General features: G+C 63.8%; 22 protein-coding genes. 17 read left to right on the top strand and 5 right to left on the bottom strand.

Annotated elements, in window-relative coordinates; translation table 11 throughout:
- Nucleotides 1-408: 408 nt before the first annotated feature.
- From QQL24_RS32875 to QQL24_RS32830, 10 genes are all read left to right on the top strand, one after another.
- Entirely contained in the window at nt 409-1,428 is a 1,020-nt protein-coding gene (locus QQL24_RS32875; RefSeq protein ID WP_284316540.1) for an SPFH domain-containing protein, read from the top strand.
- Nucleotides 1,429-1,518: 90 nt separating this feature from the next.
- Nucleotides 1,519-2,199 (top strand): DUF4178 domain-containing protein, encoded by a 681-nt coding sequence (locus QQL24_RS32870; RefSeq protein WP_284316539.1) that lies wholly within the window; start codon nt 1,519-1,521, stop codon nt 2,197-2,199.
- Nucleotides 2,199-3,620: a DUF4178 domain-containing protein gene (locus tag QQL24_RS32865; RefSeq protein WP_284316538.1), complete on the top strand. Its 1,422-nt coding sequence runs from the start codon at nt 2,199-2,201 to the stop codon at nt 3,618-3,620. Before QQL24_RS32870 ends, QQL24_RS32865 begins: the two co-directional genes overlap by 1 nt.
- Complete coding sequence (locus tag QQL24_RS32860; protein ID WP_284316537.1) at nt 3,617-3,754, top strand: hypothetical protein; 138 nt, start codon at nt 3,617-3,619, stop codon at nt 3,752-3,754. Before QQL24_RS32865 ends, QQL24_RS32860 begins: the two co-directional genes overlap by 4 nt.
- A gap of 10 nt (nt 3,755-3,764) precedes the next feature.
- Entirely contained in the window at nt 3,765-3,992 is a 228-nt protein-coding gene (locus QQL24_RS32855) for a DUF350 domain-containing protein (RefSeq protein ID WP_284316536.1), read from the top strand.
- Between the two features lie 281 nt (nt 3,993-4,273).
- Nucleotides 4,274-5,782, top strand: a complete 1,509-nt coding sequence (locus QQL24_RS32850; protein WP_284316535.1) for a polyamine aminopropyltransferase — start codon at nt 4,274-4,276, stop codon at nt 5,780-5,782.
- A 348-nt stretch (nt 5,783-6,130) separates the two neighbouring features.
- The gene (locus QQL24_RS32845; RefSeq protein WP_284316534.1) at nt 6,131-7,768 is read left to right on the top strand and encodes an FAD-dependent oxidoreductase; all 1,638 of its coding nucleotides are present in this window, start codon (nt 6,131-6,133) and stop codon (nt 7,766-7,768) included.
- 285 nt (nt 7,769-8,053) lie between these two features.
- On the top strand, nt 8,054-9,169 hold the full coding sequence (locus QQL24_RS32840) for a hypothetical protein (protein ID WP_284316533.1): 1,116 nt from the start codon (nt 8,054-8,056) through the stop codon (nt 9,167-9,169).
- A complete protein-coding gene (speD, locus tag QQL24_RS32835; RefSeq protein WP_284316532.1) occupies nt 9,166-9,516 on the top strand; it encodes an adenosylmethionine decarboxylase in 351 nt (116 codons plus the stop codon). Before QQL24_RS32840 ends, speD begins: the two co-directional genes overlap by 4 nt.
- A gap of 267 nt (nt 9,517-9,783) precedes the next feature.
- A complete protein-coding gene (locus tag QQL24_RS32830) occupies nt 9,784-10,992 on the top strand; it encodes an ROK family transcriptional regulator (protein WP_284316531.1) in 1,209 nt (402 codons plus the stop codon).
- A 65-nt stretch (nt 10,993-11,057) separates the two neighbouring features.
- Here QQL24_RS32830 and QQL24_RS32825 read toward each other — a convergent pair whose 3' ends face one another.
- The gene (locus QQL24_RS32825) at nt 11,058-12,098 is read right to left on the bottom strand and encodes an SIS domain-containing protein (protein ID WP_284316530.1); all 1,041 of its coding nucleotides are present in this window, start codon (nt 12,096-12,098) and stop codon (nt 11,058-11,060) included.
- A gap of 35 nt (nt 12,099-12,133) precedes the next feature.
- Nucleotides 12,134-13,039, bottom strand: coding sequence for a BadF/BadG/BcrA/BcrD ATPase family protein (locus QQL24_RS32820; protein WP_284316529.1), 906 nt, complete (start codon nt 13,037-13,039; stop codon nt 12,134-12,136).
- A gap of 322 nt (nt 13,040-13,361) precedes the next feature.
- Between QQL24_RS32820 and QQL24_RS32815 the strand changes: the two genes are divergently transcribed.
- From QQL24_RS32815 to QQL24_RS32795, 5 genes are all read left to right on the top strand, one after another.
- Nucleotides 13,362-14,612, top strand: a complete 1,251-nt coding sequence (locus QQL24_RS32815; RefSeq protein ID WP_284316528.1) for a sugar ABC transporter substrate-binding protein — start codon at nt 13,362-13,364, stop codon at nt 14,610-14,612.
- Nucleotides 14,613-14,633: 21 nt separating this feature from the next.
- On the top strand, nt 14,634-15,548 hold the full coding sequence (locus tag QQL24_RS32810) for a carbohydrate ABC transporter permease (RefSeq protein ID WP_284316527.1): 915 nt from the start codon (nt 14,634-14,636) through the stop codon (nt 15,546-15,548).
- Complete coding sequence (locus tag QQL24_RS32805) at nt 15,548-16,414, top strand: carbohydrate ABC transporter permease (protein ID WP_284316526.1); 867 nt, start codon at nt 15,548-15,550, stop codon at nt 16,412-16,414. The genes QQL24_RS32810 and QQL24_RS32805 overlap by 1 nt, the downstream gene beginning before the upstream one ends.
- Nucleotides 16,415-16,609: 195 nt before the next feature.
- Complete coding sequence (locus tag QQL24_RS32800; RefSeq protein ID WP_284316525.1) at nt 16,610-17,005, top strand: hypothetical protein; 396 nt, start codon at nt 16,610-16,612, stop codon at nt 17,003-17,005.
- A 138-nt stretch (nt 17,006-17,143) separates the two neighbouring features.
- Nucleotides 17,144-17,293 carry a hypothetical protein gene (locus QQL24_RS32795; RefSeq protein WP_284316524.1) on the top strand — a complete coding sequence of 50 codons (150 nt, stop codon included), beginning with the start codon at nt 17,144-17,146 and terminating at the stop codon, nt 17,291-17,293.
- Between the two features lie 370 nt (nt 17,294-17,663).
- Here the strand turns inward: QQL24_RS32795 and QQL24_RS32790 are convergent, their stop codons facing one another.
- Both QQL24_RS32790 and QQL24_RS32785 read right to left on the bottom strand, forming a co-directional pair.
- A complete protein-coding gene (locus tag QQL24_RS32790) occupies nt 17,664-18,332 on the bottom strand; it encodes a hypothetical protein (RefSeq protein WP_284316523.1) in 669 nt (222 codons plus the stop codon).
- Between the two features lie 746 nt (nt 18,333-19,078).
- Nucleotides 19,079-20,056 (bottom strand): zinc-binding dehydrogenase, encoded by a 978-nt coding sequence (locus tag QQL24_RS32785; RefSeq protein WP_284316522.1) that lies wholly within the window; start codon nt 20,054-20,056, stop codon nt 19,079-19,081.
- Between the two features lie 96 nt (nt 20,057-20,152).
- On the opposite strand from QQL24_RS32785, the gene QQL24_RS32780 reads away from it, so the two are divergent.
- Nucleotides 20,153-21,064, top strand: a complete 912-nt coding sequence (locus QQL24_RS32780; RefSeq protein WP_284316543.1) for a LysR family transcriptional regulator — start codon at nt 20,153-20,155, stop codon at nt 21,062-21,064.
- A 144-nt stretch (nt 21,065-21,208) separates the two neighbouring features.
- Here QQL24_RS32780 and QQL24_RS32775 read toward each other — a convergent pair whose 3' ends face one another.
- Nucleotides 21,209-22,111 (bottom strand): zinc metalloprotease, encoded by a 903-nt coding sequence (locus QQL24_RS32775; RefSeq protein ID WP_284316521.1) that lies wholly within the window; start codon nt 22,109-22,111, stop codon nt 21,209-21,211.
- A gap of 582 nt (nt 22,112-22,693) precedes the next feature.
- Here QQL24_RS32775 and QQL24_RS32770 point away from each other — a divergent pair.
- Nucleotides 22,694-25,174, top strand: a complete 2,481-nt coding sequence (locus QQL24_RS32770; protein ID WP_284316520.1) for a glycogen/starch/alpha-glucan phosphorylase — start codon at nt 22,694-22,696, stop codon at nt 25,172-25,174.
- Nucleotides 25,175-25,219 lie beyond the last annotated feature (45 nt).

The raw sequence follows: 25,219 nt of genomic DNA, 5'->3' as shown, positions 1-25,219 counted from the left end.
CACGCTCATGCCAACCTCAGATCACCAGGGAGGTTGACACAGGGTGTCTCTTGAACCTCCGACCTCGCAGGAAAAGGGCGCGGGACCCCCTGGGACCGCAGGCGTCCTCGCCTGCTTCTTCCTCTCCGGCGAGCGCGGCGGTTCTAAGAGCAGGCGAGACGCCTGCGGTCCCAGGCATCGGCCGCGTTTCCGGCGCCCCTTACTTTCCATGACGAGGTGCGGGACCGGAGTGGCGATCACTGATCGCCATTTTGGAAACGGCGCGGCTATAGAAGAGGAAGATGTCGATCAGTGATCGACACTCCGATTCGCCCCCATTCTGTTCCCGTCGTCATGTTTGGCCATTGCTCCGTGTGTTAGCTACTATAGGTTGACGACTGCAGCAGCGATGCGATGGAGAGCACGGGCATGAGCCTCATGAATTTCATTTCCAAGCAATTTATCGACATCATCCAGTGGACAGCGGAGGAGCCGGGCCTCATCGCCTACCGTTTCCCGATGCAGGACAAGGAAATCCAGAACGGCGGGCAGCTGGTGGTGCGCGAGACGCAGAAGGCGGCCTTCTTCAACGAGGGCAAGATCGCCGACGTCTTCGGGCCTGGCACCTATACGCTGAACACGCAGACCCTGCCGGTCCTCACCTATCTGCAGAACTGGGACAAATTCTTCGAATCGCCCTTCAAGTCCGACGTCTATTTCTTCGACACCCACGACCAGATCGACCGCAAATGGGGCACCACCCAGCCCCTGACCATCCGCGACAAGGAATACGGGCCGATCCGCATCCGCGCCTTCGGCAATTATTCCTATGCCATCGGCGATGTCGGCCCGTTCTGGTCGCGCCTGGTCGGCACGGCCGAGCGCTGCACCACGGAGATGATCGAGGGCCAGCTGCGCGGCGCCATCCTCACCGCGATCGCCACCTATCTCGGCCAGAGTAACATCGCCTTCATCGACATGGCCGCCAATCAGGAGACGTTCTCCCAGAAGTTGACGGAGGCGATCCGGCCGGCGCTCCGGGATTACGGCATCGACCTCAAGACCTTCTATGTGCAGAGCCTGTCGCTGCCCGACGAATTGCAGCAGGTGCTCGACAAGGTCTCCTCGATGAACATGCTGGGCGACCTCAATCGCTACACCCAGTTCCAGACGGCGCAGTCGATCCCGATCGCGGCGGAAAATCCCGGCGGGCTTGCCGGGGCGGGCGCGGGGCTCGGCGCCGGCATGGCGATCGGCCAGGCGATGGCGCAGGGCCTCAGCGCCTCCTCCGCGGCCTCGTCTTCGGCCTCCGCCTCATCCACGCCGGCCCAGCCGGCGGAGGATCCGATCGCGCTGCTCGAAAAGCTCGGCGGGTTGCTGGCCAAGGGGATCCTGACCCAGCAGGAATTCGATGCCAAGAAGGCCGAGTTGCTGGCGCGTATCAAGTAATGGTGTGCCGGTCTTCAGACCGGCCCTGCTCGCTTTGAAGATGCCGGTCTGAAGACCGGCGCACCAGTTCCCACCCGGTCCCCGATCCCCATGCCGAAATTCGCCTGCCCCTCCTGCGGAGCCGATGTGGTGTTCCAGTCGGCGCAGTCGGTCTATGCCGTCTGCGTCTATTGCCAGTCCATGGTGGTGCGCACCGATGTCGACGTGAAGGCCATCGGCAAGATGGCGGCACTGCCAGACGACATGAGCCCGCTGCAACTGGGCACCGGCGGCGTTTATGAGGGGTTGGACTTCACCATCATCGGCCGCCTCAAGATCGGCTGGCGCGACGGGTTGTGGAACGAATGGCATATGCTGCTGTCGGACGGCCGCCGCGGCTGGATCGGCGAGGCGCAGGGCTCGTTCTCGGTGAGCTTCGAACTGGAGGAGCCCTTGCCGCGGGACGTCATGGCGTCCCTGGAGCGCTGCCTGCCCCAACTGGTCGGAAACCGGGAGAGCGCAGAGGAGGTAGCGCCCGGCTTCCCCGTCGTGCTCAACGGCCAATCCCTGCGGGCCGTCGACATCAAGCAGGCGACCTGCCTCGGCAGCGAAGGCGAGCTCCCCTTCGCCGCCCCGAAGGGCAGGCGGACGATCGCCATCGATTGCGTCGGCCCCGACGGCGGCTTTGCGACCATCGAGCATGATGCCCATGAGGCGCGCGCCTATCTCGGCCGCTATGTCGAGTGGGACAGCTTCCGCTTCTCCAACCTGCGGCCGCTGGAGGGATGGTGATGGACGAGCAGCCCTCGCCCCAGACGCCGCCCGCCCGCCCTCCCGGCAAGCCGCGCACTTTCGCCTGCCCCAGTTGCGGCGGCCCTGTGACCCTGCGTGCCGTCGGCCAGTCGATCTCGGCCACCTGCAGCCAGTGCTCCTCGCTGATCGACGTGGCGGATGAGAATCTGCGCATCATCGAGGAGGCGAACTCGGCCCTGCGCCAGGGCGCCATCCCGATCGGCACGCGCGGCAAGCTCAAGGACATCGAGTGGGAGGTGATCGGCTATATGCGCCGCTCCGACCGCTCGGGCGATTACCGCTGGACCGAATATCTCCTGTTCAACCCCTATTACGGCTACCGTTTCCTGGCCGAGGAACAGGATCATTGGACCCTTGTGAAGATGCTGAACCAGGACGTGCCCGGCGCCGGTCGACAGGGCCGGGTGACGGCGAACGGGCGCTCCTACCGGTTCTTCGGCAAGGGCACGGCGCTCACCACCTATGTCGCCGGCGAGTTCTACTGGCGCGCCTCGACCGCCGACGTCACCACCGCCACCGACTATATCGCGCCACCCTACCGCCTGATGGTGGAGAGCAATGGAGAGGAGATCATCGTCTCCGAGGGCGAATATCTCGATGCCGGCTCAGTTGCCGCCGCCTTCAAGGTGCCGCTGTCGCGGCCGTCTTCCTGGTCGGCAGGCGTCAGCCAGGTCAACCCGCACAAGACCTCGCTGAGGGTGGGCCTGATTGCCGTCGCCGCGGCGACCGTGCTGCAGTTCGTCTCGCTGGCGATGGCGCCCGGCCAGCGGGTGAACCAGCAGACCTACACCCTGTCGGCCGCCGACAAGGGCAAGACGCTGTCCTCCGATACCTTCGCGCTGAAGTCCGGCGGTAATGTCGAGATCGACAGCAATGCCGCGCTCGACAATGACTGGCTCGAGCTCGACATGACCCTGGTCAACACCGAAACCAACCAGTCCTATCCCGTCTCCCAGGCGCTGGAGCGTTATTCCGGCTATGACGAGGACGGCTTCTGGAGCGAGGGCAGCAACGAGAATTCCGTGCTGCTGCCGCCCGTGCCGGCAGGCACCTACAAGCTCCTCATCGAGCCCGATGCCGGCGTGTTCTCCAAACCCGCCGTTGCGCCCTCGATAGGCCTGTCGCCCAGCATGCAGCGCCTTTTGAAGGGTGGGGCGAACATGAACACGCAGGACTGGCTGAACGCGCCGCCCGATCCGCCGCCGCCTCCGCCCGTACTGCCGACGCAGACGGTGTCCATCGCGGTGAAGCGCGGCGTGCCGGTGTGGTCCAACTACCTCATCGCTGTCGTGCTGCTGGCCATCCTACCGATCTTCAGCGTGGCGAGGCGCATGATGTTCGAAAAGTCGCGCTGGGAAAAAGGCGGCCTTGCCGAAGAATTCGAGAAGGGGGACTCATGAGCAGACTGCAGATGATCTACGCGGCGCTCGTCGTGCTGGGCATGTCGGCGGCCAATTACAACGGCTACGCCGTCGCCTCGATGTTCAACGGCAAGCAGACCGCCACGCGCGGCGTCAACGCTTATCATAAATAGGGGGGCTTCGATGGATACAACCAGCCTGATCGAATGGAAATATGTCGTCGCCTCGCTGCTTTATTCGGGCATCGGCATCGCCGTCTTCATCATCGCCTTCGCGCTCCTGGACCTGCTGACGCCCAAGGTGCATGTGTGGGCGGAACTGGTCGAGAAGCAGAACCTGGCGATGGCCATCTTCCTGGGCCTGGTAGCGCTGGGGATCGCGGTGATCATTGCATCGGCGATCCATGGGTGAGGAAGGCGCAACGTGAGCCTCCCCCACGAAGCTGGGGGTATCCGTGACAACTTCGCGTGCGAAGTTGTCACTGGGACGAACGGAGTGAGGTCGGAGGGGGTGTGGTCCGACGAGCTCAACCTAAAAGTAGAGGTCTCGGCCTCTTCAAATGAATTGTCTGAGTTTTTCTCTGTAATGCCGAGCTAGCGGACCACACCCCCTCCGTCATTGCTTCGCAATGCCACCTCCCCCAGCTTCGTGGGGGAGGCTCGCGTCGCGCCTCACTCCCCCAGGACTCTCCTTTGGAAATCCTCCTCCTCTTCTCAGCCTTCGTGATCGCCACCTGCGGGCTGGTCTATGAGCTGATCGCGGGAACCCTCGCGAGCTATCTCCTCGGCGATTCCGTCACGCAGTTCTCCACCATCATCGGCAGCTATCTCTTCGCCATGGGCGTGGGATCCTGGCTGTCGCGCTATATCGAGCGCAACCTGCTCGGCACTTTCGTGCGCGTCGAGCTGCTGGTCGGGGCCGTCGGCGGCAGTTCGGCGGCGCTGCTCTTCGTGCTGTTCGACCATGTCGCCTCCTTCCGCGTCTGGCTCTATTTCCTGGTCGGGGTGATCGGCATCCTGGTCGGCATCGAGATCCCGCTGCTGCTGCGCATCCTCGAAGGCCGGCTCGTCTTCAAGGACCTCGTCTCCAAGGTCTTCACCTTCGACTATGTCGGCGCGCTGTTCGCCTCGCTGCTTTTCCCGCTGGTGCTGGTGCCTTATCTTGGCCTGATCCGCTCGGCCTTCCTGTTCGGCATCCTCAACACGCTGGTGGCGATCTGGGTGCTCTATGCAATAAAAAGCGACATCCCCCGGCGCGGCGCCCACAAGCTGGTGGCCTTCCTGGTGCTGGCGGGGCTTGCCGCCGGCTTCGTCTGGTCCGAGCGCATCCAGTCGATCTCCGAGGCCAGTATCTATCCCGGCTCCGTCATCTTCGCGGAATCGACGCCCTATCAGCGCATTGTCGTCACCCGCCAGCAGAAGGACATCCGCCTCTTCCTCAACTCCAATCTGCAATTCTCCTCGCTCGACGAATACCGCTACCACGAGGCTCTGGTGCACCCGGTGCTGAGCGCCCTGAGGGACCCCCGCAAGGTGCTGATCATTGGCGGCGGCGACGGGTTGGCGCTGCGCGAGGTGCTGAAATATCCGGCGGTTGAGCATGTCACCATGGTCGATCTCGACCCGGCCATGACCAGGCTGTTCTCCTCCAACGAGCTCCTCACCAGCCTCAACCAGGATTCGCTGCATTCGCCCAAGCTCACCCTCATCAATGCCGACGCCTTCCTCTGGCTACGCGAGCAGAAGCCGGCGGACGAGCGCTACGATGCGGTGATCATCGACCTGCCGGACCCCTCCAATTTCTCGATCGGCAAGCTCTATTCGCTCACCTTCTATCGCCTCCTGAAATCGGCGGTGAAGGACGACAGCATCGTGGTGATCCAGAGCACCTCGCCGCTGGTGGCGCGCAAATCCTTCTGGTGCGTCGACAACACGCTGGAAGCGGCGGGCTATCAGACGGCGGCCTACCACCTCTTCGTGCCTTCCTTCGGCGAGTGGGGCTTCATCATCGGCTCGCTCTCGCCCTATCATCCGCCGGACAGGCTGCCGGAAGGCCTGCGCTTCCTGGACCTGCCGACCATGAGGGCGATGTTCCAGTTCCCGCCCGACATGTCGCACATCCCGACCGCCATCCAGCGCCTCGATGACCAGCCGCTCGTGCGCTATTTCGATGAGGAGTGGGGCGATTACCTTATTTATTGAACAGGGGAGAGCGAGAGCTTCCGCTGGGCGAGATGAGCCGCATGAGGATAGAGCGCGCCGGTGGCGCCCCCTCGCCCCGCCCTTGCGGGGAGAGGATAGAGGTGAGGGGCTGCGCAGAGTTTTGGGATTAAGGTTCTCTAAGGCCCTCCGATCCGGAGAGCCACGTTTGATCTATTGTAAGTTATTGGGCAAGCTAAGAAAAATAATACTGCCGATGTTGCGCAGCCCCTCACCTCTATCCTCTCCCCGTAAACGGGGCGAGGGGACTTCGACGGCGCGCTCCATTCCATGACGCCTCATCTCGCCCAACCGAAGTCTTTGCGCCTCTTCTTCGCGTGGGCCTTCCTCATGACCCGCATCACCCGCAAGCAGTTCCTCGCCCTCGGCGCGGCCGGTCTCGCCGGTGCCGGCCTCCTCGGCGTCGAGAAGTTCGCCGGCCCCGCCGCCGCCACCCCGCCCGCCGTCCCCGGCACCCTCGTCGGCGCCTCCTCCGCCATCGGCCACCGCCTGCGCTCCGGCGGCTTCCCGCCCCCCAGCGAAACCCGTTCCGCCGGCCTCGTCATCGTCGGCGGCGGCATGGCCGGGCTCGGCGCCGGTTATCGTCTCGCCAAGGCCGGCTTCGACGATTTCCTGCTGCTCGATCTCGAGGCCGCGCCCGGCGGCAATGCCGCGAGCGGGCGCAATGCCGTCTCTGCCTATCCCTGGGGCGCCCATTACGTGCCGCTGCTGACGCAGGAGGCCAGGGCCGTGCGCGCGCTGTTCGAGGATCTCAACATCATCACCGGCTATGGCGCCAATGGCGCGCCCGTCTATGACGAATACGCCCTCTGCGCCGACCCGCAGGAGCGGCTCTACCGCTATGGCCGCTGGCAGGAGGGCCTGGTGCCCGCCATCGGCGTCACGCCTGACGAGGAGGCCGAGTATAGACGCTTCTTCGCCGCCATGGCCGCCTTCCGCCAGCGCATCGGCAGCGACGGCAAGCGCGCCTTCGCGATCCCGATCGACCTCTCCTCGCAGGACGCCGACCTCACGGCGCTCGACGCCATCACCATGACGCAGTGGCTGCAGCGCGAGGGCTACCGCTCGCCCAACCTCGCCTGGTACATCAATTATGGCTGCCGCGACGATTATGGCACGGAGGCGCAGCATGTCTCGGCCTGGGCCGGCATCCATTATTTCGCCGCGCGCAATGGCCGCGCCGCCGATGCCGACGACCAGGGCCTGGTGACCTGGCCCGAGGGCAATGGCTATCTCGCCCATCGCCTGGCAGCCGCGCTGGGCGACAAGGTGCGCATCCGCCAGCTCGCCTTCCATGTCGAGACCCGGGATGACGGTGTCGTCCTCGATGTCTGGGATGCCGCCGCCGACAAGGTCTACCGCCTGCAGGCGAAGGCCGCGATCCTGGCGACGCCGCATTTCGTCACGGCGCGCCTCACGGGCGATCCCGCGCTCGCGACCGGCTTCAGCTACGCGCCCTGGGTGGTGGCCAACATCACGCTGAGCGCCATGCCGGCGGGCCTCGGCGCCGAGCTCAGCTGGGACAATGTGATCTTCGACAGTTCCCTGCTCGGCTATGTGGTGGCGACCCACCAGGCCACGCAGATGCGCCCGCTCGCCACCGTGCTGACCTATTACTGGCCGATCAGCCATTTGCCGCCCGAGGATGCCCGCCGCGGGGCGCTGGCCCGGCGGCTGGAGGATTGGCAGGCGATCTTCCTGAAGGAGCTGCTGGCCGTGCATCCCGAGCTTGACGGCCATGTCGAGCGCTGCGACGTCTGGGTCTGGGGCCACGCCATGATCCGCCCCGAGCCCGGCTTCATCTGGGGCGAGCAGCGCCGAAGGAGCCTGGCACAGAAGCCGCCGCTCTTCACCGCCCATTCCGACATGAGCGGCATCTCGATCTTCGAGGAGGCCTATACGCATGGCGTGCGTGCGGCGGAGAACGCCATGGCTTATGCTGGGCATGGGTTTGAGACGGTGCTGTGAGGGGGGAGATGATGAGGGGGCTCGAGAATAGAGCGCGGCGTGAGCCTCCCCCACGAAGCTGGGGGAGGTGGGCCGGCGAAGCCGGCTCGGAGGGGGTGTGGTCCACTAGTTCAGCGATACCGGAGATGGCTCAGAGCATTCATTGGAAGAGACTCAAGTTTTCTCGTTCAGGTCGAGCCCGTCGGGCCACACCCCCTCCGTCACGACTTCGTCGTGCCACCTCCCCCAGCTTCGTGGGGGAGGCTCGCGTAGCGCCTTACTCCTCACTCTTTCCCCGCTAACCCCATGCCTCCCACCCAGCCCTGGATCTTCTCGGCCCGCTTCGATCTCGGCTTCATCTTGGCGCCGGCGCTTCTCGTCACGCTCGCGGCGCTGGCCTGGCCGCTGCTCGGCCGGGCGCCGGCTGAGATCCCCGCCGGGCTCTGGCTGGTGCTGGTGGTGGGCGTCGATGTCAGCCACGTCTATTCGACGCTGTTCCGCACCTATCTCGACCGCGCCGAGCTCGGCGCCCGGCCGTTGCTCTATACGCTGACGCCGCTCCTCGCCTGGCTTGGCGGCTCAATGCTCTATTGGTGCGGCGCCCTGGTGTTCTGGCGCGTGCTCGCCTATGCCGCCGTCTTCCATTTCGTGCGGCAGCAATATGGGTTCATGATGATCTATGGCCGGCGCGAGCGCAGCCTGCCGGCCTTCTGCCGCCGCCTCGACAAAGCAGCCATCTATGGCGCCACGCTCTATCCGCTGGTCTGGTGGCATTGCCACGCCCGGCAGTTCAACTGGTTCGTCGACGGCGATTTCCTGCAGCTCGACCTGCCGCTGCTGAGCCGCCTCGCCGGCGCCGCCTATGCCGCCATCCTCCTCGCCTATGCCGCCAAGGAGATCTGGCTCTGGCGCGGCGGCCATGGCTTCAACCTGCCGCACAATCTCCTGCTGGCGGGTACGGCCGCGTCCTGGTTCATCGGCATCATCCTGTTCGACAACGACCTGGTCTTCACCGCCACCAATGTCATCGCCCACGGCATTCCCTATATCGCGCTGATCTGGGGCTATGGCCGCAACCAGGCGCAATTGCAGGGCCTGACGCGCAATTCCTTTCTGGCGCCCTGGATCGCCCGCCTGTTCAGCTGGCAGGCGGTGCCCTTCTATATCGGCGCGCTTTTCCTGCTGGCCTTCCTGGAGGAGGGGCTGTGGGACGGCTTCGTCTGGCGCGAGCATGCCGGCCTGTTCGGCGCCTTCCAGGGCCTGCCCGCCTGGAGCACCTCGGACAATCTGATCTGGCTGGCGCCCCTGCTCGCCATGCCGCAGGCCACCCATTACATCCTCGACGCCTTCATCTGGCGCATGCAGACCAGGGACACCAATTGGAAGCGCATCCTCTTCCTGCGGAATCCGGGGCGGCCATGACCGTATCGGCGCCCTACGCCCCCGGCCTGCATCTCCTCATCGATTTCTGGGATTGCCGCGTGCCGGAGGACCCGGCCGAAATCGAGGCAGCCCTGCGCGAAGCCGCCACCGCCTGCGCCGCTACCGTTCTCACGGTGAACCTGCACCACTTCGGCGAAGGCGGCGGCATCACCGGCGTGGCGCTCCTCGCCGAATCCCACATCAGCATCCACACCTGGCCCGAGACCGGCTACATCGCCCTCGACATCTTCATGTGCGGCCGTTGCGACCCGCAGCTTGCGGTGCCCGTGCTGGAGCGGCGCTTCCTGCCGGGCAGGGTGAAGGTGGGCGCGCATCGGCGGGGGTAGGTGACAGCTGGACAACATCCGATCAGAACAACGCGCATCGTCATTCCGGGCGACCGAAGGGAGACCCGGAATCCATGAACACTGTCCTTTGAGGTTGGTGTTCATGGATTCCGGCGTTTCGCTTTGCTACAGCCGGAATGACGTCGCGCGTCATTCTGATCGGATACTGGCCCAAGGCGGGCCGTGGAGATATTCGCAGTCCACGACCCATCCATTCCCATAGAAAACAGCATCGTCTTTTCAGCCTCATGCTCTAAAACTCCGACCATGGACATCCCGAGCCCTCCCACCCTGACCGAAAGTTCCCGCGCCGTGCTGCGCCTGCTGGCGACGCGGGGGCCGATCACCCGGCCGCAGCTGGGGGCCATACTGGATCTGTCCAAGCCCACCATGTCGGCGGCTGTGTCGGAGCTGAGCGCGATGGGGCTGGTGGCTTCCTTCGGCTCGCACAAGGGCGCCCTGGGGCGAACGGCTGTGATCTATGGGCTGGGGCCGGCGGCGGGCTATGCCGTCGGAATCGATGTCGGTGAGGCGCAGGTCAGGGCGGTGGCGCATACGCTGGACGACCTGCCGCTCGCCACCATCGAGGAGCAGATCCCGCGCCGCCAGCGCGGCTCGATCGAGGGCGTGGGCGAGGTCATCGCATCCGTGGCGCGGGCGGCCATGCTGGCTGTCGGCGACAAGCATGGCTCCCCGCGCACGGTGGCCGTCGCCGTGCCGCGCATCGTCTCGCAGCATCATCTCGGCCAGAACAAGCGCCGCAGTCCCGAGGCGATCCTGCAGCAGCTCAGGAACTGGCTGGAGGTGCCCGTCATCCTCGAGAACAACGTCAATTGCGCCGCTCTTGGCGAATTGCATTACGGTGCGGGGAAAAGCCATGATGTCTTCGCCTATCTCCAGGTCGGCGTGCGCATTGGCCTCGGCATCGTCATCAATGGCAGGCTGTTCCGCGGCTTCAACGGCGCTGCCGGCGAGATCGGGCGCCTGCCTTTTCCCTGGACCTCCTCCGAGATCCCAACGCGCGAGGGCCTCGAACATTATCTCGGCTCAAACGCGCTGATCCGCCGCTGCACGGAGGACTGGCCGGAAGAGGAGGGGCCGCCGCCCGTCTCGGCCAAGGAACTCTTTGCCTGGGCGGAGGAGGGGCTGCCCCGTGCCCAGAAATGGGTGGCGCGCCATGCCGCCGATATCGGCCGTCTGGTGGCCGCCTGTATCGGCATGGTCGATCCCGGCCTGATCGTGCTCGGCGGTGGCGTCGGACAGAACCCGCTGGTGCTCAAGGAGGTGCAGCGGGTGGCCAGGGAACTCACCTGGGCCGCCGACATCGCCGTTAGCGCCCTCGGCCCCGGCGCGACGGCGCTCGGCGCCACGCGGCTGGCCGCCGAGTACGCGCTCGGGCTGATCCTGGGCGAGACGAACAGGTCGCTGGTGGTGCTACCGTCGTTGCGGGCGGCCGAGCGAGATGAGGCGGTTTAGAACGGGGCGAGGGGACTTCGAAGGCGCGCTTTATCCTCAGCCGCCTCGTCTCGCCCTGCCGCCCCCTACACCTCCGTCGGCGACCAGGGCTTCAGCTTGGTGTCCGTCTGGCGGTAGCGGAAGGTGATGTCGGCGAGGCCTGCGGCGTCCTGCATTTCGCCGACGATTAGCTGCGCCGCTACGATATGCACGATGGCGTCGCTGATCTCATTGCCGCCGGATGGCACTGATATCACCGCGAGCCTGTCGGTGGCGGCGATATCGGTGCGGTTGGTGATCAATACCGAAGGGCAGCCGAAGGCGGCGACGTCGACGGCGATCTGCGCCTCGCGGCCATTGCCGAAGGCGATCAGGCCGGTGCGCCCGTCCTGCGATTCCATCGGCCCGTGCAGGTAGTTGAGCGTGTCCCAGCCGGCGGCAGGGATGCGCACGGCCTCGCGGATCAGCATCGCGCCTTCGCCCGCGGTGGCAAAGCCGGCGCCGGCGCCCACGAGATCGATGGAAGAGCGACTGGCAAGGAGATCGGCGGCTTGCTTGGCCGGGTCACCCGAACTCGCCAACACTTTCGCGATGGTGCCAGGCAGGTCGGCCCACTGGGCGTCGAGCGCCTCCCCGACCAAGCGGTCCGCCAGCTGGCCGATGGCGAGCAGCATGCTGGTATAGCCGGTGGAGCTGGCGCCGTTGTCGTCGCCCGACTGCGTGCCGATCACCGCGCCGGTGATGGCGGCCAGCGGGTTGTCGGTGCCGCGGCAGATGGCGAGGCGCGGCAGGTGGCTGCGCGCCTGCATGACCTCGGCGATCTCCTTGCTCTGCCCGGAGGCCGAGAGCGCGACGAAGGCGTCGGCGGCATCGACGGCCTCGTAGAGATCGGTCGAGCAGAAAGCGAAGGCGCGGCGGCCGCGAGCGCGCAGGAAACTCGCGCCGGCCAGCGCCGCCTGATAGCTGGCGCCAATGCCGGCAAGGCCGATGGCCTTGCCCTCGAAGGTGGAGAGGTCGAGCGTCCTGAGCGTCTCACTGACCGCAGCCCGTGTCGTCTCCAGGGCCTCGGGCTGGCGGGCCACCGCCTCGCGATAACCGATCCGCCGCATCATGGCATCTTTTGTCATGGCTGAAACATCCGTTTGAGTATGAAGGGCCGGAGCTAGTGCAAGGCGCGCTCGGCCAGCACCAGGGCGCCGGTGACGGGCGGGGCGCGTAGCAGCACGACATTGCTGGTGGGCGAGATCTCGGCCATGCCGCGCTTGAAGGCGTCCATCAGGCGGGGCTGCTCGACGATGACGCCGCCGCCGGCGACCACGTTCGAGGCATCGGCCCCGCGCCGGATCAGGATGCCCACCAGCGCCGCCAGCGCCTTGCCACCCTCGGCGATGACCATCACGGCAAGGGGTGAGCCGCCATCGGCGGCGCGGAACACGGCATTGGCGTAGCGGCCCCAGATCACGGCGCTACGCGTGTCGTTGAGGAGGCGGCCGAGCATGGTGGGGTCGTCGGTACCGATCTCGGCCATCAGGGCATCGATCAGCCCATCGTCGCGATGGCCGTTGTCGAGCGCGCCGCGGACCGCCTTGGCGGCCTCGCGCACCAGGGCCGGGGCGCTGCCTTCGTCGCCGAGAATCCAGCCCCAGCCACCGGCGACCAGCATCTCGCCCTTGGCCGTGCGCGCCACGGCGATTGAGCCGGTGCCGGCGACGACGCCGATGCCGCCGACATAGCCAGCCGCGGGCGCCATCAGCTCGGAATCGTTGAACACCCTGACCACGCCTGGCAGGTGCTGGCCGAGCGCCTGCTGATATTCGCGGCACTGCTCGTCCGTATCGCAGCCATGGGCACCCACGGCGGTGGCGCCCAGAGCGGCCGCCGGCACGTCCTTCTCGGCGCAGAGCCGCGTTACCAGGCCGGCGAGGGAGCGCGCATCTGCCTCGACCTCGCGCACGCGCCACGCGTCGGTCGGCAGGGTGGTGTCAACGATGGATCGCCCGGCGCTATGGATGAGCACACTGGTCTTGGTGCCGCCGATGTCGATGCCCGCGATGATCTCTGTGCTCATGCCTTCACGCCATTCCAGCCGCTGGAGGGCCCGTCGGGGTCACCTCGTTAATTTAGTTAGGCAAGTTAACAAACTATCTAGCCACGGAGCAAGAACTATGATTTGCTGGCGAACATAGAGCCTGACCGAAAAATCGCGGGAACCTCAGCTTTTTGTCATTGCCGGGCTTGTCCCGGCAATCCACGGCACAGAGGCTGGCAAGCGTTGCGTCTGGATGCCCGGGACAAGCCCGGGCATGACAGAAGCGGCGCCTTTCTCGACTCTTCTGCGATTTCTGGTCGGGCTCCTAGAACAGCGCGAAGCGTGCAACGGGAGATGGGGAATGGTTACAAAGCATATCGGGAGAACCCTTCTGGCTGCTGTTGCGGCCTGGGGCCTGGCGGCGTCGGCTGCCCTTGCCACCGAGATTTCGTTCTGGACCTGGCGCCAGGAGGACAAGGCCGCCTATAACGAGATGTTCGCGGATTTCACCAAGCTGAATCCGGACATCACGGTGAAGTTCGAGTCCTTTCCGGATGAGAACTATCCGACCATCGTCTCGACGGCTCTGGCGGCCGGCCATGGCGGCGATGTGATCCACACCCATGCCTATGGCTGGCTGGAGCAGTTCATCAAATCCGGCTATTTCGTGCAGCTCGATCCGTCGAGCGTGCCGTCCATCGCCAACATGCCGGCGGATGCGCTCGCCGCCACCAGCTATCGCGTCGACGGCAAGCTCTATTCGCTGCCCTTCGCCTCGCAGACGCTGGGCCTGTTCATCAACAAGGACGTCTTCGCCAAGGCGGGCCTGACCCCGCCCAAGACCTGGGACGAGTTCATCGCCGTCAGCAAGGCGCTGAAGGAGAAGGGCATCACTCCGCTTGCCAACGGTCTCGGCACCAGCTGGTTCAACGAGATGTTCGTGGCGGTGTTCACCAACCCCTTCCTCAGCCAGGATTTCGTCAAGGACCTTGTCGCCGGCAAGACCACCTTCAAGGATCCGCGCTATGTCGCGGCGCTCGGCAAGCTGCTGGAGCTGCGCAACTACATGCCCCAGGGCTATGAGGGCGTCGATTACGATACCGCCGGGCAGCTCTTCCTCACCGGACGCGCCGCCATGCTGGCCGGCGGCAGCTTCGACATCGCCACCTATCGCGGCGAGAACCCGGCGATCAACATGGACTTCATCGCCCCGCCCTCGGCCAAGGCCGGCGATACGCCCGAGGTCACCAAATTCTATGACGGCGGCTATGCCGTCAACGCCGCCTCGCCCAACAAGGAGGCAGCGCTGAAGCTCGTCGACTACATGGGCACCAAGGCCTTCGGCGACAAGCTGGTCTCGCTGCTCGGCAATATCTCGCCGATCAAGGGCGTCGAGGTGAAGGATCCCTTGCTCTCGGAAGTGGCGATGCTGAACCAGACGGCGATGCCCCACATCAACGTCGTCTATTTCCGCTTCCAGAAGCCGACGGGATCGGAACTCCTGCAGGGCGACATCACCAAGATGATGGCCGGCAGCATGACGCCGGACCAACTCGCCGCCGATCTCACCAGTGGCCTGGCGAAGTGGTATGCTCCCTTCCAGGGGAAGTGAGGGGATGAGCGAGGGCGCCGCATGACCAGCCTTCTGCCGCGGCGCCGGACGCTCTGGATTATCTTCCTGCTCGCGCCGGCGACGATCACCATGACGGTGTTCGTCGTCTGGCCGCTCCTCTCGGCCCTGCGCCTCTCCTTCTACAGCTTCAACGGGCTGAAGCCGGCCGGCTTCGTCGGGCTTGAGAATTTCCGCCAGGTGCTGTTCGAGTCCCCCTACAGCGACTGGACCTACAACGCCTTCTTCCACAACGTCATCGTCTTCGTCGCCCTGATGGTGTTCGAGAACGGCACCGCCTTCCTCCTCGCCTTCGCGCTCTTGAAGACCCTGCCCGGCCACCGCGTCCACCAGGTCATCGTCTTCCTGCCGGTGGTGCTTTCGGCCGTCATCGTCGGCTTCCTGTGGAAATTGCTGCTGCATCCGCTGTTCGGCCTGGTCAACCAGACCCTGGCGCTGGTGGGCGTTCCCCCGCATGCCTGGCTTGGCGATGAATCCACGGCGCTCGGTAGCATCATCCTCGCCAATGTCTGGCACTGGGTCGGCTTTCCCACCCTGGTGCTGCTGGCCGGCATGCAGCGCATCAGCAAGGAAATCCTCGAGGCCGCCCGCCTCGACGGCGCCGGCGACGGGGTGCTGCTGCGCCAGATCATCTGGCCGCTGATCGCCCCCAGCGTCACCATCGTGTGCATCCTCACCTTCATCGGCAGCTTCAACTGGTTCGAGCTGCCTTACATCATGGCGGGGCTGACCGGTTCGCCCGGCGGCTCCACCGACGTGCTCGGGCTCTATTTCTACCGCACGGCCTTCGGCAGCGTGACCAGCGGCATTCAGGATTTCGGGCAGGGCAGTGCGCTCGCCGTGCTGATGTTCATCTTCATCGCCGGCGTCACCACCGTCGCGCTGCGCATCCTCCGGCGGCGCGAGATCGAGGTCTGATGAGCATCTCCGCCACCGCCGAGACGCAGGCCCAGGCCGGACGGCGGCCGGACACGCTCAAGAACGGCGCCATCCAGATCCTTCTGCTGATCAACGCCTTCATCATGGTCTACCCGCTGGTGGTCATGGTGCTGTCGTCCTTCAAGACCAATGCCGAGATCTTCACCTCGCCCTTCGCGCTGCCGGCCAGCTTCTCGCTCGCCAATGTCGACAAGGTGCTGGCCGAGACCAATTTCGTGCGCTACCTCGCCAATTCCGTCGGCGTGACCAGCGCGGCGGTCCTGCTCATCCTGGTCTTCAGCACCATGGCCGCCTATGCCATCGCGCGCTACGAGTTCCGCTTCAGTTCGCTCGTGCTGATGTTCTTCCTGAGCGGCATGACGGTGCCTCTGAAGCTTGCCATCATCCCGCTCTTCATCCAGCTCGACACGCTGCATCTCATCGACACCTATGCCGGCCTGGTGCTGGTCTATGTGGCGATGGGCATCCCCTCCGCCATCTTCATCATGACCGGCTTCCTGCGCTCGCTGCCGCGCGAAATGGAGGAAAGCGCCCGCATCGACGGCGCCAGCGAATGGAAGGTGATGACCGCCATCATGCTGCCGCTCGCCCGGCCCGCTCTGGTGATCGTGGCGATCCAGAACGCCGTGCCGATCTGGAACGACTTCTTCTTCCCGCTGATCCTGATCAATTCCGACGACCACAAGACCCTGCCGCAGGGCCTGACCGTGTTCATGGGCGAATTCACCACCAATTGGGGCGTGCTCTTCACCGGCCTGTCGCTGGCGGCGCTGCCGATCACGCTGCTCTACCTCGTGCTGTCGCGCCAGTTCATCGCCGGGATCACGCAGGGCGCGGTGAAGTAGGGCAAGGGATCCTTCCCGCCGGCCAGAGGCAGCCAGACTTCGGGCTTCGTCCCGCAATGGCAGGGGCAAGGCAGGCATACGAGGATGCGAAGCATCCGGCCTATTCTTTTCTGTCTCTGCCTCTGGTTCTGTATCTGTATCTGGTTCTGTCTCTGTATCTGGGGCCGTTGCAGTAACGTTGCGCCGGGCGTTACGGTGACGTTTCACCCGCTCGGTCGAAACGTCGCTCCTGAATTGACGCTTCGCCCAGCCATGCGGCGACAAGCGTCCGCCCTGCCTGTCGAGAAGACCACACGCAGTGAGCTCGGCGAGCAGCTCCGCGATTTCTTCCGCCTTCTGTCGCAGCATGAAGGCGAGGTCGTCGAGATCATCCGGCAGCACGCCATCATGCTTGCTGGCGACGCACAGGAGGTTGACCCAGCCCTTGAAGGCAGCGGGCTGCAAGAGCTGCACCTTGGGGTCATCGAGCGCCTCGTCATAGAGGCGAAACCAGCGGCCCATGCGGGCAACGGGCTGGGGGAGGGATTTCATGGGAAGTCCTGGAAGTGGTGGCGTCGAGGCCGGGTTTCAGTGAAGACCGGCCAATTATAAGGGAAATATCCCTCAATTTCAAAGGGAAATATCCCGCAATCTTGTTATATGGGGCCAACCAACTCCACAGGCATCCGCTGTCCTGAAACCGGCCCCGCGGTTGCGCATTGAAGTCTCGAATGAAAAGGAGTTCGAGCGATGATCCGCAGGCTGAAATCAGGAGAGTATCGCATCTACTCGCGCAAGGTGGATCCGAAGACCGGCAAGAGGCGCAATCTCGGCACGTTCCACTCGAAGGAGGCTGCCCAGAAACACGAGCGCGAGATCCAGTATTTCAAGCGGCACTGATAGGGTGGTCGCGCGGTTGATCTGGAGCGCGGTCGTGGTGACCCTCGCGATCATCTGCGGCATCGCCTGGTGGATGGCTGCAACGGATCATGCAAAGGAAGGCCGGCATGAGCCGCCTGCCAAGATGGGTGCGACCGAATAGCGGATGCCTCGCCTAGAACGTTTTGTTTTCAGATCGAATCACCAAGAATCGCAAAATACGTTTGATACCAATGAGTTAAGTTTTGGGTTCGGCCCTGCCTGAACGCATTTTGCTCTAGGGAAGCAGGCGATCGCCCTGAGAAGATCTGCCGGCTCCCCTGGCCTCGAACCACGCCTCAAAAAAAAGCGGAGGCAATGACGCCTCCGCATTGAGCATTGTTGTGCTGGCTTACTTGCCGCCATGGCCACCCTTGTTTCCGCCGTTGTTGTCGCCGCCCTGGTTGTCGCCGCCCTGATTGCCACCCTTGTCGTCGTGGCCGCCCTTGTCGCCGCCGCCCTTGTCGCCGCCGCCCTTGTCGCCGCCGCCCTTGTCGCCGCCGCCCTGGTTGCCACCCTTGTTGTCGCCACCCTTGTCGCCGTGACCGCCCTTGTTGTCGCCGCCTTTGTTGTCGCCACCCTTGTCGCCGTGACCACCCTTGTTGTCGCCGCCTTTGTTGTCGCCGCCCTTGTCGCCGTGGCTACCCTTGTTGTCGCCACCCTTGTCGCCGTGACCGCCCTTGTTGTCGCCGCCTTTGTTGTCGCCGCCCTTGTCGCCGTGGCTACCCTTGTTGTCGCCGCCCTTGTCGCCGTGGCTACCCTTGTCGTCGCCACCCTTGTCGCCGTGGCCGCCCTTGTTGTCGCCGCCCTTGTTGTCGCCACCCTTATCGCCGTGGCCGCCCTTGCCGTCGCGGCCACCCTTGTTGTCGCCGCCCTTGCCGCCACCCTTGTCGCCATTGTGATCGTGGTGCCGCCCATCCTTGGAGCCCGGATCACAATTCCCGGGAGTGCCGCCGCCATTGCCCGGGTTGCCGCTTCCAGAACCTGGATCGCCGCCCTTGTTGCCCGGCTTGCCGGACACAGAGGTGGATTTGGTCGAACCGCCCCCGTTGTTGCCATGCGAACCGCTGTTCGGTGGGGGGTAGATTGCTTGCAGATCGTCGGCTGCACATGACCTACCGCCGAACGCTCCGAATATGGCGCCGAACTGCTGGAGCGTGCAACCTCCGCGGGATCCGGCGGCATTCGCCGGTGCCGAAATACCTAGCATCAACGAGACGGACAGCATGGTTCCGCCAAGAAGGCAAATGACTTGCGCGTTCTTTTTCATGATCAATCTCTATGTGTGATACAATAACTTTGTCTCTCTGCGCTCTTCTGTTGGGTAAAAGCGAGTGAGTTATTTATGGATAAAATCTAATCGACTTTGCAGTTCTGTTTTTGTTTAAAAGGCCATGCTCTATGGCGTAAGAAGTTCTGCTCTTCCGGCTTAGCCGTTATGCTGTTGGGAGGCCCTGGGTCAGCCACTCTTTGACCATTTGGGTTAATCCCCAGCGTCGAAAGTCAATCGAGCAGGATGAGCCTCAGACTTCGGGGGAGATTGGTTCCCCTAAAGCGATCGGCGGAGCGAGCAACGCCTGGGGCAGCGTATCCACGCTGCCGCCGCAACTTTCACACAGGGGATCATGCCTGGAGGAGGCGATGAAAACTGCCGACGACCGGAATTCAGGCGACAAATCCCGTCGGCGACGCTGCGGAACTCGGCAGTGGAGTATCGTGGCCGGCGCCTGATCTTCCCCTCTGCATGCTCGAGCCTGATCGGCCCTCTTACAAGCGCACCACGATCTTGCCGTTCGCCGCGCCGGCCTCCATCAAGCGATGGGCCTCGCGGATCTCCTCGAAGCGGAACACCCGCGCCGGCTCGGCCTTGTAGGTGCCGTCTTCAACCCGCTCGACGATGGCCTGCATGGGAACCTCGGACGTCGGAAACGCCGGCGCGCCGAACATGAAGCTGCCGAAGAAGCTGAAATGCACACCGCTGGGCAACTGCATGACCGGCATGAAGATGGGGATCGGATCGAGGCCGCCGAGGAAACCGGCGAGGCAAAGGCGGCCGTGGCGGCGGATCATGGCAAGCGATCCGACGACCGTGCTGTTGCCGACCAGCTCCAGCACGGCATCGACGCCTTGCGGGTGCCGGTCGCGCACGCGCTGCGGCAGGTCGGGCGCTTCCAGCACCACTTCCCTGGCGCCCAGCGCCTCGAGTGTCTCCGCGCGCTGCGGGTTACGGGTCGTGGCGATGACGCGGGCGCCGGCATGGGCGGCGATATTCAGCGCCGCCTGACCCAGCGCGGAGGTGGCGCCGCGGATGACAAGGGTCTGGCCGGCCTTGAGGTCCAGATTGCCATGGAGGGCAGCCCAGGCGGTGGCGTAGGATTCCGGGATCGCTGCCAGGGTGTCCCAGGCAAGCCCGGTCTTCACCGGCAGCACGTTGCCGGCGGGCACGCTGGTCAGCTCGGCGTAGCTGCCATTGATGCTGCGCCCCAGGCCGCCCATGAAGGCGACGACTTTCTGGCCCGGAGCGAGACGCCCATCCGGATCGGCCTTGACCAGGCCGACGCATTCGATGCCGCTGATCTCGGTCGCCTCCGGCCAGTTTCCTTCCCGCATATGGGTCTCGGCGTGGTTCACGCCGAAGGCCTTGACCTCGATGAGCACATGGCCTGGCTGCGGCTTGGGATCGGGGCGCTCCTCGATGCTCAGCACGTCCGGGCCGCCATATTGCTTGATGACAATGGCGCGCATGACTGATCTCCAGATTGGTTGGCGCACCCTTGATGAGCGATTGGAGACTTGATAAAAAGAATGAAGTTTCGATCATCTTAATAGGATTTACCGATGATTGAGGGCCTCACCTTACACCAGCTGCAGTGCTTCGACGCGGTGGTGGTGGAGGGGGGCTTCCAATCCGCGGCCGAAAGACTCGGGCGCACGCAGCCGACGGTCTTCACCGCTGTGAAGAATCTGGAAGCGCAGCTTGGCCTGACCTTGCTCGACCGCAGCGGCTATCGCGTGGCGCTGACCGAGGCCGGCCGCTCCTTCCATGACCAGACGCGCGTGTTCCTGCAGGAGCTTCGCAGCTTGCAGTATCACGCCCGGCAACTCGCCATGGGCGAGGAGAGCGAGCTGCGCGTCGTGATCGGCGATCTCAGCCCTGTGCGCGAGGTGCTCGCTTTGCTCCGCGCCTTTTTCGACCGTCATCCGGGAACCCGGCTGCACCTGCATGTCGAGGCCATCGCCGGCCCCTGGGAGCGGCTCTTCGACGGGGAGGCCGACCTGATCATCCACCATATCGACAAGGCCGATCCGCGGCTCGAATTCATCGATCTTTGTGCCGTCAAGCTCATCCCGGTGGTGGCGCCCGGATTTCTGCGCATGCCCGTCTCCGAGGAAATTACCCCCGACCAGATGCGCGGCTACATCCAATGCGTCATTCGAGACACGGCCCGCCACAGCGTCCGGCCGAACTTCTACATCATCGAAGGCGCGCCGAGCTGGACGGTGGGCGACCAGCTGATGAAGAAGGAGATCATCATGCAGGGCGCGGCCTGGGGCCACTTGCATGACGTCTTGATCGAGCGGGAACTGCGCGATGGACGCCTGCTCTCCATCGCCGGCCGGCATTTGAAGGGCGGCCGCATCGAGCTCACGGCAGCGCGGCGACGCGATCAGGTGCACGGCCCGATCGCCAACCGGCTCTGGCAGCATATCGAGGAGAGGGCCGCGAATTTCACCGTCGCCGGGCATGAATGAGGCGAATTCGCGCGCGATAACGGGAGCAGGGCTGCCGGTGCAGGAACGTCCGCGCCTGCTTCGTGTATGGAGGCGAAAAGCGGCGGCCAACCGCCTTATGCGGACATGTTTGACGGGGCAGGATTTGGCCGTGTGCGGCCCGCTTCAAGTCCAGGTTCCCGCGCCAGGATCGCTCGTCACGGCACGCCAGCCCATTATCTCGCCCGCGGGCCGCAGCATCCCCATCGCCCATAGCCAAGGCGTTGCGTTTTCAACCGAGAAATCATCGCCCGCTCCCATGATGTTGCCGGAGTTGTTGATGCCCTGTTCGGAGCCGTAGCAGAAGTGTGAATTCGTGCCGCCTTTTATCTTCCAGTATACGTCCATCCCCGCGTTTGCGGAGGCAATCGCAAACTCGCAGAGCGGTAACCGTCGCATCACCCCGATATGATCGAGACCGATCGTATGACCGATCTCATGAGCGATTGTGTGATGTGTTTGCGGCTCGCCTGGCTGGGGGACAGGGTCGACATGTGGAATGGTGTCCAATGAATCATAGAGCAGGGAGTGCGACCGGAATGTCAGGCTGTCCAAGGACTGGCCAGTGAGCATGGCGAGGTTGAGATAGGCCACATCGATAGTCCTGTGGGCGTCACCGCTTGGAGCGAAATCAACGGAGAGTTCGCAAACCACATTGGGACGCCATTCCTTTGGCATCGAGATGACCTTCTTATTGTACTCGGAGAAGCTGGGCGGTGAGACGAGCCAGAATTGGCCGTTCCACATATTTGCTTGGGCCTGAGCGGCGGCGACGAACCGCCCCCAATCGACGGCGGGCCAGGGCAAGGTCCAAAACAGCTTGTCGTCGGCGTCGAGAATGAACGGCACGGACTTGGATTGTCGCAGTTTCATCCGAATCGCGATCGTCAATTTCATCGGCGCGAGGAAGGAGTCGCTTGTCGGCTGGTAGAGAAACGCATCGAAAGATGCGGGCACGCTGCCGCCAGTGGTTGTATTGGAAGAGAATGTCGTCGCCGCAACAGGCATCGGATTGTACGAGATCGCCATGGTCTAACCCCTGCATCCGGTACTGGCGTATAGTGAAATATTTCTAAAAATATTTCATTATACACAAATATATCATCGGCTATCTGAAGGTATTACTAAGAATTAGATGAAATATTGCAAAAATTACTTATACAAATCTCAATTTAATAGTAGTTGAACGGCATCCTGGGCTGATATCGCGTGCCGCGAGCGCGAGCGCGAGCGCGAGCGCGAGCACGACTGACGCCGCTTTTGCCTACCTGACGCTGACGCTCAAGAAGATGTCCGAGGTCTCTCAGAGCCGGACACAAGTCGTGCTTCTTGGGAGCTCAGCCCGAGGCTGATGATGCAGTAAGAAACCAACGCCGTGACGAGGATGTGACCCGGTCGTCGCGCTCTTCATGCCCCTGTCATGTGGCGGGACGATGCTGGCTCAATTGTCACCGCCTGACGCTCGCATGCGAGTGATGGCCAGGGCGTCATCAGAGCGCCCTTTCGAGAAATCTCGCGACATAAAGAACTCGGCCCGACCCCTTATGGCGGTGGCGTGGTATCATCGCAGATGGCCAGATGACGGCGCATCGTTCCATGCAGGAGGAAATCATGGACGCCCCAACCCGCTCAAGCCTTGCATCGAAGCAGACTCCCCCGCAGCCTTTCTCCGTGCCCTTTTTCGGACAGGCCGATGCCCTGTTCGAACGCCATCTGCTCTCGGACGCCGTGGTTGAACCGGTCGGCGCCTATGAGCGGCAGCGCTTCGAGGCGCTGGGGCACTCCGTCCGTGATGTCCTCGCCGCGCAGTGGATCAAGACCCAGGCGACCTACGACCAGGCCGATCCGAAGCGTATCTACTATTTGTCGATGGAATTCCTGATTGGCCGGTCGCTGACCAACAACCTCACCAATCTGATGTTGAACCCCTCCTTCAAGCATGCCGCGATCGAGGCTCAACTTGACTGGGTCGGCATGGTCGAGCAGGAGCCGGATGCCGGTCTTGGCAATGGCGGCCTCGGCCGGCTCGCCGCCTGCTTTCTCGACTCGATGGCAACCATGCAGCTCCCGGCGATGGGCTACGGCCTGCGCTACGAATATGGCATGTTCAAGCAGGCGATCGAGCAGGGCTGGCAGCGCGAACAGCCCGACAATTGGCTGCGCCGGCAGGATCCCTGGGAGATCTTGCGTCGGAGCGAATTCGTCGAAGTCAAGCTCAGCTGCTCTTTCGAGATGCATCAGGGCAATCTCCAGATCGTCGCCGGTCACCCCTCGACGCTGATCGGTGTGCCCTATGACCGCCCGATTGTCGGCTTTGGCGGCAGGACGATCAACAGCCTGCGCTTGTGGAGTGCCACCGCGCCCGATTATTTCGACTTTCAGGAGTTCAGTTCGGGCGATTTCGTCGGCGCGCTCGTCGGCAGCATCTCGGCGCAGACCCTGACCCGCGTTCTCTATCCCGACGACTCCACCCAAAAGGGACAGGCCTTGCGGTTCGCCCAGGAATATTTCCTGGTCGCCTGCTCGCTTGCCGATCTCATTCGCCGTTTTCGCCGGCACAGCGATGATTGGCAGCTTCTGCCCGAGAAGGTTGCCATCCAGCTCAACGATACGCATCCCTCCTTGTCCGTGCCGGAGCTCATGCGCATCCTGCTCGATGAAGCGAATCTGCCTTGGGACGAGGCCTGGGATCTGACGACCCGGAGCCTGGCCTACACCAACCACACTCTGCTTCCCGAGGCCTTGGAGAAGTGGCCGCTGCACTATTTCCGCCAGATGCTGCCACGCCAGCTGGAGATCATCTACGAGATCAACAGCCGCTTCCTGAGCGATGTGCGCAGCCGCCATCCCGGGGATGAGGGCATCGTCGAGCGCGTGAGCCTGATCGAGGAAGGCGAGGAGGACAAGGTGCGCATGGCGAACCTCGCCATTGTCGGCTCGCACAGCACGAATGGCGTTGCCGCCATCCATTCGAACCTCCTGAAAACGACGACGGTGCGGGACCTTGCCCAGATCTTCCCCGAGCGTTTCAACAACAAGACCAATGGCGTCACGCCGCGACGCTGGCTGCTGATGTGCAACCCCGACCTGTCGCAGGTGATATCGGATGCGATCGGCGAGGACTGGATGGAGGATTTCAGCAAGATCGTTGACCTGGCGCCGCATGCCGGGGAGCCCGGATTCCAGCATGCGTTCCTACAGGCCAAACGCAACGCAAAGGCAAATTTCGCCGGCTGGCTGCATTCGGTCTCCGGCCAGTCCGTCGATCCGGATAGCATCTTCGACTGCCAGATCAAGCGCATCCATGAATATAAGCGGCAGATGCTGAACGCACTCAGGGTGATCGTGCTCTACAACAGGATCCGTGCGGTTCCGGATCTCGAGATCACGCCGCGGACCTTCTTCTTTGCCGGCAAAGCGGCGCCCGGCTATCGCATCGCCAAGCTGATCATCAAGTTCCTGAACAATCTGGCCGGCACCATCGACGGCGACCCGCTCGTGCGCGGCCGCATCAAGGTGGTCTTCCTGCCGGAATATTGCGTCTCGCTCGCCGAACGCCTGATCCCCGCCGCCGACGTCTCGAACCAGATCTCGACGGCGGGCTATGAGGCGAGCGGCACGAGCAACATGAAATTCATGATGAATGGCGCCCTGACCATCGCCACGCGCGACGGCGCCACCATCGAAATGGCCGAGCAGGCCGGGGAGGACAATTTCTTCCTGTTCGGCTTGACGGCGCAGCAGGTCGCGGAGAGCCGGGGCTGGTACGACCCACGCTGGCACTACGACAACGACGTCGAAACCCGGCAGGCCATCGATCTGATCGCCAGCGATCATTTCAGCCAGAACGAACGGGGCGCCTTCGGGCCGATCGTCGACATCCTGCTGCATGGCGATCACTACATGCACCTGGCAGACCTGTCCGCCTACCTTGCGGCAGACCAGGCCTTGTGCGCACTCTACGCCGACCGCAACGAATGGGCCCGCAAGGCCATTCTCAACGTCGCGCATTCCGGCCCGTTCTCGAGCGACCGCAGCATCGCGCAATATGCGTCGGAGATCTGGCGCGCGAAGCCGTGCCCGGTGGCGTAAGACAGGCGGAGACCTGAGCAGGGGAGGCGCAAGAATCCTTCCCCG

Origin of the sequence: Labrys miyagiensis, from assembly GCF_030160835.1 — a bacterium.
Classification (GTDB): Bacteria; Pseudomonadota; Alphaproteobacteria; order Rhizobiales; family Labraceae; genus Labrys; species Labrys miyagiensis.
The sequence above is the reverse complement of the archived record's forward strand: the minus strand, read 5'-3'. Positions and strand labels throughout refer to the sequence as shown.

Excerpts from the sequence above, each read along its gene's own strand:
- QQL24_RS32815 (WP_284316528.1), top strand. The coding sequence starts at position 13,362 with ATGGTTACAAAGCATATCGGGAGAACCCTTCTGGCTGCTGTTGCGGCC.
- speD (WP_284316532.1), top strand. The coding sequence starts at position 9,166 with ATGACCGTATCGGCGCCCTACGCCCCCGGCCTGCATCTCCTCATCGAT.
- QQL24_RS32860 (WP_284316537.1), top strand. The coding sequence starts at position 3,617 with ATGAGCAGACTGCAGATGATCTACGCGGCGCTCGTCGTGCTGGGCATG.
- QQL24_RS32840 (WP_284316533.1), top strand. The coding sequence starts at position 8,054 with ATGCCTCCCACCCAGCCCTGGATCTTCTCGGCCCGCTTCGATCTCGGC.
- QQL24_RS32795 (WP_284316524.1), top strand. The coding sequence starts at position 17,144 with ATGATCCGCAGGCTGAAATCAGGAGAGTATCGCATCTACTCGCGCAAG.
- QQL24_RS32845 (WP_284316534.1), top strand. The coding sequence starts at position 6,131 with ATGACCCGCATCACCCGCAAGCAGTTCCTCGCCCTCGGCGCGGCCGGT.
- QQL24_RS32855 (WP_284316536.1), top strand. The coding sequence starts at position 3,765 with ATGGATACAACCAGCCTGATCGAATGGAAATATGTCGTCGCCTCGCTG.
- QQL24_RS32825 (WP_284316530.1), bottom strand. The coding sequence starts at position 12,098 with ATGACAAAAGATGCCATGATGCGGCGGATCGGTTATCGCGAGGCGGTG.
- QQL24_RS32830 (WP_284316531.1), top strand. The coding sequence starts at position 9,784 with ATGGACATCCCGAGCCCTCCCACCCTGACCGAAAGTTCCCGCGCCGTG.
- QQL24_RS32875 (WP_284316540.1), top strand. The coding sequence starts at position 409 with ATGAGCCTCATGAATTTCATTTCCAAGCAATTTATCGACATCATCCAG.
- QQL24_RS32805 (WP_284316526.1), top strand. The coding sequence starts at position 15,548 with ATGAGCATCTCCGCCACCGCCGAGACGCAGGCCCAGGCCGGACGGCGG.
- QQL24_RS32775 (WP_284316521.1), bottom strand. The coding sequence starts at position 22,111 with ATGGCGATCTCGTACAATCCGATGCCTGTTGCGGCGACGACATTCTCT.
- QQL24_RS32770 (WP_284316520.1), top strand. The coding sequence starts at position 22,694 with ATGGACGCCCCAACCCGCTCAAGCCTTGCATCGAAGCAGACTCCCCCG.
- QQL24_RS32810 (WP_284316527.1), top strand. The coding sequence starts at position 14,634 with ATGACCAGCCTTCTGCCGCGGCGCCGGACGCTCTGGATTATCTTCCTG.
- QQL24_RS32785 (WP_284316522.1), bottom strand. The coding sequence starts at position 20,056 with ATGCGCGCCATTGTCATCAAGCAATATGGCGGCCCGGACGTGCTGAGC.
- QQL24_RS32865 (WP_284316538.1), top strand. The coding sequence starts at position 2,199 with ATGGACGAGCAGCCCTCGCCCCAGACGCCGCCCGCCCGCCCTCCCGGC.
- QQL24_RS32820 (WP_284316529.1), bottom strand. The coding sequence starts at position 13,039 with ATGAGCACAGAGATCATCGCGGGCATCGACATCGGCGGCACCAAGACC.
- QQL24_RS32870 (WP_284316539.1), top strand. The coding sequence starts at position 1,519 with ATGCCGAAATTCGCCTGCCCCTCCTGCGGAGCCGATGTGGTGTTCCAG.